The following is a 5,452-nucleotide window of genomic DNA, read 5'->3' on the forward strand; positions in this document are numbered from 1 at the left end:
CCCCCCGCCTCCCCCTCCCCCCCCCCCCCCCCCCCTCCCCCCCCCTCCCCTCCCCCCCCCCCCCCCCCCCCCCCCCCCCCCCCCTCCCACCCCCCCCCCCCCCCCCCCCCCCCCCCCCCCCCCCCCCCCCCCCCCCCCCCCCCCCCCCCCCCCCCCCCCCCCCCCCCCCCCCGGGCCGGTCGGTTGAGGTGGGGGCGCCGTGGACGGTCCGGTCAGAGCCCGGCCGGTCGAGGGCGGCGCGGTCAGGTGAGCGCGACGCCCACGCTGTTGGCCGTCAGGGCGGCCACGGCCAGCGTGGTCCGCAGGAGGTGGAAGGCCCGCCAGCGCGGCCGCGGATCGGCCCAGTCGGCCGGGACGGCCTCGGGGTCCATCTGCTTCAGCACCCGGTTGATCGGCACGTTGCACAGGTGCGAGACGCCCGCGACCCCCAGCATCAGCACGAACGTGACGCCGAACAGCGCCCGCGCGACGGGCGGCCCCGGCAGCAGCGCCAGGGCCAGGTCGCCGGCCGCCGTGCCCAGCACCAGGATCGGCATGACCGGGTCCCAGTTACGCCCGAGCAGGCCCGTCGTGTAGAGGTAGCGGTCGGCGGGCATCGCCATCAGCGCCGGCACCACGCTCAGCGCCACGGCGAACAGCACCCCCGCCACCATCCCGCTGCCCACCAGCACCGCCACGGCCAGAGGGGAGATCAGCATCGGTCATCACACTCCTTCGCCCACCAGTACGTCCAGCTCCTCCATCGCCGCCTTCCACCCGGCGAGCGTCCCGTCGGCGGATGCGGGCAGCGGCGCCAGCACGGTGCTGCGGCCCGAGCGCACGGCCGCGTGCCGGCGCGCCGGCATCGACAGGCTCCGCCCGGGACCGGCCTCCACCAGCGTGTGGTCGCCGCCGGTAAGCAGCCCGTCGAGCGCCGCCCAGAACAGCACGGGCCGGGCGAGCTGCCCGGCCCAGAAGCCGGGGGAGAGCGCCTGGGCCCGGGTCACGGGCAGGCCCGTCGCGGTGGACCTGATCGGCACCCGAGGCGGCGCCAGCGGCACCCCGGCGAACCCTTCGGCGAACCGCTCCGCCGCGCCCAGCACCGCCGGGCAGTGGAAGGCCTGACGCGACGGCACCCGCCGCGTCGTCACGCCGCCTTCCGCCAGCTCGCCCGCCAGCTCCGACAACCACGGCTCCGGCCCGGCCACGACGGTGTGACGGGGCCCGTTGACCGCGGCCACGGCCACGCCCGCCGCCCGGTACCGCGGGCCGATCCTGGCCTCCAGGTCGTCGGCGGCCACGCCGGCGCCGAGCATGCCGCCGGCGCCGGTCGCCGCCATCGCCCGGCTGCGCGCCGCCATCAGCCGTGCCGCGCCCGCCAGGTCGAACACCCCGGCCAGGCAGGCCGCCGCCAGCTCCCCGACGCTGTGGCCGAGCAGCGCGGCCGGTCTCACCCCGCGGGCCAGCAGCGCCGTGCCGAGGGCGTACCCGATGGCGAACAGCAGCGGCTGGGCGCGCGAGGCGTCGTCGAGGGGGACCCGGGGGTCGTCGCCGAGCCAGTCGGCGCGCAACCGGCCCCCCTCCTCTCCCATGAGAGCGAAGAACTCGTCCATGGCGGCGGTGAACTCCGGCTCGGCGCCGTACAGTTCCACCGCCATGCCGGGGTGCTGCGCCCCCTGGCCGGGGAACAGCAGCACCACCGGGCGACTCGGCTCGGGCATGTGCGCCTCTCAGTAGTCGAGGGTGACGTCATATTCGGTGAACCACCTGGTCAGCCAGAGCGCCATCTCCAGGCTGCCCCGGTCGTAGGGCCGGCTGACGTGGCCGGCCGGGCGCCGGACCGCCTGCTTGACGCGGTCCGGGTCGAGCAGCCCGGCCACCGGGCGCTCGCCGCCCGCGGTCAGCTCGCCGAGCTCGTCGCGCAGGGCCTGCTCGTACGCGGGATCCTGCGTCGCCGGGTACGGCGTCTTCACCCGGTCCCGTACGACCTCCGGCAGCAGGTCGCCGACGGCCGCCCGCAGCAGGCTCTTCTCCCTGCCGTCGAACGCCCGCATCTCCCACGGCACGTTGAAGACGTACTCGACCAGGCGGTGGTCCAGGAAGGGCACCCGCACCTCCAGGGCGTTGGCCATGCTCATGCGGTCCTTGCGGTCCAGCAGCGTCTGCAGGAACCGGGTGAGGTTGAGGTAGGTCACCTCCCGCATGCGCCGTTCCAGCCGGTCCTCGCCCGGCAGCACGGGCACCTCGGCCAGCGCCTCGTGATAGCGGGCCAGCCGGTGCTGCTGGATGTCGAGCTTCTCCTTCAGCTCGTCGGCCAGCAGCGACAGCCCGCCGAAATACCGCGCCGAGCCCGGCGTGAGCCAGGGGAAGGTGTCGGCGTGCACGGCCGCCGGGTTGGAGAACCAGCGGTAGCCGCCGAACAGCTCGTCGGCGCCCTCGCCTGACAGCGCGACCGTGGAGCGCTCGCGCACCGCACGGCAGAGCAGGTACAACGACGGCCACATGTCGCCCCAGAACGCGGGCGGCTGGTCGTTGGCCCGCAGCACCGCCGCCCGCACCGGCTCGGCCACCAGCTCGTCGCTGTTCAGCCGCACCTCGCTGTGCTCCGCTCCGACGTGCGCCGCCAGCGCGCGGGCGAACGGGGCGTCGGGCGCGCCGCGTACCGCGTCCGCCTGGAACGTGTCCTCGGCGCCGGAGAAGGCGACCGAGAACGACCGCACGGGGCCTCGCCCCGAAGCCGCCAGCCGGTCGGCGGCCAGCGCCGTCAGCGCGGACGAGTCGAGGCCGCCCGACAGCAGCGTGCAGACGGGCACGTCGGCCTGGAGCTGCCGGCCGACGATGTCCTCCAGCAGCCCGCGCACCGTGGCGACCGTGGTGTCGAGGTCGTCGGTGTGCTCGCGGGCCTCGATCGACCAGTAGCGGTGCTTGGTCAGGCCGCTCCTGCGCAGGCGTACCAGGTGGCCGGGGCGGACTTCGTACATGCCGGACAGGACCGCCCGCTCGGGCGTCTTGACCATGTCGAAGACCTCGCGCAGGCCGTCGAGCCCGACGCGCCGCGGCACCTCGGGGTGGGCGAGCACGGCCTTGGGCTCCGAGCCGAACAGCAGCCCGGAGCGGGTCGGATGGTAGTAGAGGGGTTTGACGCCCATCCGGTCGCGCAGCAGGACCAGCTCCTGCGTGCGAACGTCCCACACGGCCAGGGCGAACATGCCGTTCAGCCGCTGCGCGAAGCCGGCGCCCCACCGCAGGTAGGCCTGGAGCACCACCTCGGTGTCGCTGCTCGTGCGGAACCGGTGGCCGTACGAGGCCAGCTCGGCGCGCAGCTCCCGGTAGTTGTAGATCTCCCCGCAGAACGTCACCGCCGCCAGGGTCCTGCCGTCCTCCTCGGCCGACATGGGCTGGTGGCCGCCGGCCAGGTCGATGACCGACAGGCGGCGGTGCCCGAGCAGGGCGTGGCGGTCCTGCCACAGGCCCTCGTCGTCGGGGCCTCTGCGGCTCATCGTGGCCGTCATCGCCCTGGCCGTCGCCGTGTGGCGGGTCAGGTCACGCGAGAAGTCCACCCAGCCGGCGATTCCGCACATGCGTGCTCCTCAGGACGTGCCCGCCAGGGCCTGGTTGACCGTCTTGAGCAGGTCCGCGGGCGTCTTGGCGCCGCCGACCTCCTCCTCCGAGATCTCGAGCGCGTACTCCCGCTCGATGGCGCTGACCGTGTTGAACAGAGCCAGCGAGTCGTAGCCGAGGGCTTCGAAGGTCGTGTCGAGGATGTCGCCGTCCAGCTGGACCGTCTCGTCCTCGCCGGCGCTCTCGCGGAGCAGCCGCACCAGCGTGCCGATAGTGATCTCCCGCATCTTCGCCCCTTGTCTCACGGAGAGCTGTCTGTGGCGAGCACTGTCGTACGGCGCGCTCGACGGACGTTGGACGGCGGCTCGACGGGCCGCGCGCCCGCGCTCCAGCCGGGCTCGAGCGAGACCACAGACGGCGCGGTCACGGTCGGCACCATGAGGTTGCCCTTAGGCGAATGGCTGCGCGCCTACGCCCGCGCCTGGGCGGAGCATCCGCCCCTGATCTTCTACCAGCCCCACATCTGGGACGACCGCCCCGACCCGGACGATGACCGGACCGACACGGTGAACCGGTGAACCTCGCCGCGAAGGAGACGCCATGACGACAGAAGCACCACCCCCGACCTTCCCGTTCACCGCCGCCGACCCGCTGGAGCCGCCCGGGGAGTACGTGCGGATGCGCGCGGACGGCGCCCCCACCCGCATCACCCTCCCGTCGGGCGACCCGGCCTGGCTGGCGACGCGGTACGAGGACGTGCGCGTCGTGCTCGCCGACCCGCGCTTCAGCCGGGAGGCGATCACCGCGCCCGGCGCGCCCAAGGTGTTCCCGATCGCCAGGGGCGCCAAGTCCATCATCGTGATGGACCCGCCGGAGCACAGCAGGCTGCGCCGCCTGGTGTCGTACGCGTTCTCCGTGCGGCGCATGGAGCAGCTGCGCCCGCGCGTGGAGGACATCGCCCAGGGGCTGGTGACGGCGATGGAGAAGGCGGGACCGCCCGCCGACCTCGTGGCCGGCGTCACCCAGCCGCTGCCCATCATGGTCATCTGCGAGATGCTCGGCGTGCCGTACGAGGAGGTGGACCAGTTCAGGACGTGGACCGACCTCATGCTCAGCTTCGACGCCGGCCGTCGCGACGAGGTCATCGAGGCCCGCGACCGGCTCAACGCCTACCTGGCCGAGCTCATCGCCGCCAAGCGCAGCCGGCCGACCGACGACCTGCTCATGGTGCTGATCAACGCCAGGGACGAGGGCGACCGGCTGTCGGAGGAGGAGCTGGTGGCGTTCGCGTTCACGCTGCTCGGCGCCGGCTACCACGCCACCACCGCCGCGATGACGCACGTGATGCTGCGGCTGCTGCGCCATCCCGAGCAGATGCGGGCGCTGCGCGACAAGCCCGAGCTGCTGCCGGAGGCGGGCGAGGAGCTCCTGCGGTTGTCGCAGGCCGGCGGCGGGGTGGGCGCGCTGCGCATCGCCACCCAGGACGTCGAGCTGGGCGGCGTCCTCATCAGGGCGGGTGACGCGGTGCTGCCGTCCACGACGGCCGCCAACCGCGACCCGGGGGTCTTCTCCGACCCCGACGCCTACGACCCGGCGCGGGAGCACAACCACCACATCACCTTCGGCCACGGCATCCACTACTGCCTGGGCGCGCAGCTCAGCAGGATCGAGCTGCGGATCGTGCTGGAGACGGTGCTGGGCCGCTTCCCCGGTCTGCGGCCGGCGGTGCCCGAGGAGGAGCTGGAGTGGCGTACGGGCACGTCGTTCGCCCGGCCGGAGCGGCTGCCGGTCACCTGGTAGGGAACCCTGGCAACACGGCGGGGGGGGGGGGGGGGGGGGGGGGGGGGGGGGGGGGGGGGGGGGGGGGGGGGGGGGGGGGGGGGGGGGGGGGGGGGGGGGGGGGGGGGGGGGG

The 5,452-nt window shown here is 74.6% G+C and carries 6 protein-coding genes; 2 read left to right on the plus strand and 4 right to left on the minus strand.

The annotated features are described in order from the left end of the window. Positions 1-242 precede the first annotated feature (242 nt). Genes ACZ6SA_RS49105 through ACZ6SA_RS49120 form a run of 4 tightly spaced genes read right to left on the minus strand, consistent with a single transcriptional unit; the run spans position 243 to position 3,827 of the window. Positions 243-698 carry a DUF1772 domain-containing protein gene (locus ACZ6SA_RS49105; RefSeq protein ID WP_347648820.1) on the minus strand — a complete coding sequence of 152 codons (456 nt, stop codon included), beginning with the start codon at positions 696-698 and terminating at the stop codon, positions 243-245. Positions 699-704: 6 nt separating this feature from the next. Then, complete coding sequence (locus tag ACZ6SA_RS49110) at positions 705-1,700, minus strand: acyltransferase domain-containing protein (RefSeq protein ID WP_465836394.1); 996 nt, start codon at positions 1,698-1,700, stop codon at positions 705-707. A 9-nt stretch (positions 1,701-1,709) separates the two neighbouring features. Further along, positions 1,710-3,560, minus strand: a complete 1,851-nt coding sequence (asnB, locus tag ACZ6SA_RS49115) for an asparagine synthase (glutamine-hydrolyzing) (RefSeq protein ID WP_465836396.1) — start codon at positions 3,558-3,560, stop codon at positions 1,710-1,712. A gap of 9 nt (positions 3,561-3,569) precedes the next feature. Then, the gene (locus ACZ6SA_RS49120; protein WP_347648823.1) at positions 3,570-3,827 is read right to left on the minus strand and encodes an acyl carrier protein; all 258 of its coding nucleotides are present in this window, start codon (positions 3,825-3,827) and stop codon (positions 3,570-3,572) included. Positions 3,828-3,857: 30 nt separating this feature from the next. Here ACZ6SA_RS49120 and ACZ6SA_RS49125 point away from each other — a divergent pair, with 30 nt between their 5' ends. Together ACZ6SA_RS49125 and ACZ6SA_RS49130 are read left to right on the plus strand one after the other, a co-directional pair. Further along, entirely contained in the window at positions 3,858-4,118 is a 261-nt protein-coding gene (locus ACZ6SA_RS49125; RefSeq protein ID WP_465836398.1) for a hypothetical protein, read from the plus strand. Positions 4,119-4,140: 22 nt separating this feature from the next. After that, positions 4,141-5,340, plus strand: a complete 1,200-nt coding sequence (locus ACZ6SA_RS49130) for a cytochrome P450 (RefSeq protein WP_347648825.1) — start codon at positions 4,141-4,143, stop codon at positions 5,338-5,340. The last annotated feature ends 112 nt before the right edge of the window (positions 5,341-5,452 follow it).

Source organism: Nonomuraea sp. NPDC049378 (assembly GCF_055586745.1).

Excerpts from the sequence above, each read along its gene's own strand:
- ACZ6SA_RS49105 (WP_347648820.1), bottom strand. The coding sequence starts at position 698 with ATGCTGATCTCCCCTCTGGCCGTGGCGGTGCTGGTGGGCAGCGGGATG.
- ACZ6SA_RS49110 (WP_465836394.1), bottom strand. The coding sequence starts at position 1,700 with ATGCCCGAGCCGAGTCGCCCGGTGGTGCTGCTGTTCCCCGGCCAGGGG.
- asnB (WP_465836396.1), bottom strand. The coding sequence starts at position 3,560 with ATGTGCGGAATCGCCGGCTGGGTGGACTTCTCGCGTGACCTGACCCGC.
- ACZ6SA_RS49120 (WP_347648823.1), bottom strand. The coding sequence starts at position 3,827 with ATGCGGGAGATCACTATCGGCACGCTGGTGCGGCTGCTCCGCGAGAGC.
- ACZ6SA_RS49130 (WP_347648825.1), top strand. The coding sequence starts at position 4,141 with ATGACGACAGAAGCACCACCCCCGACCTTCCCGTTCACCGCCGCCGAC.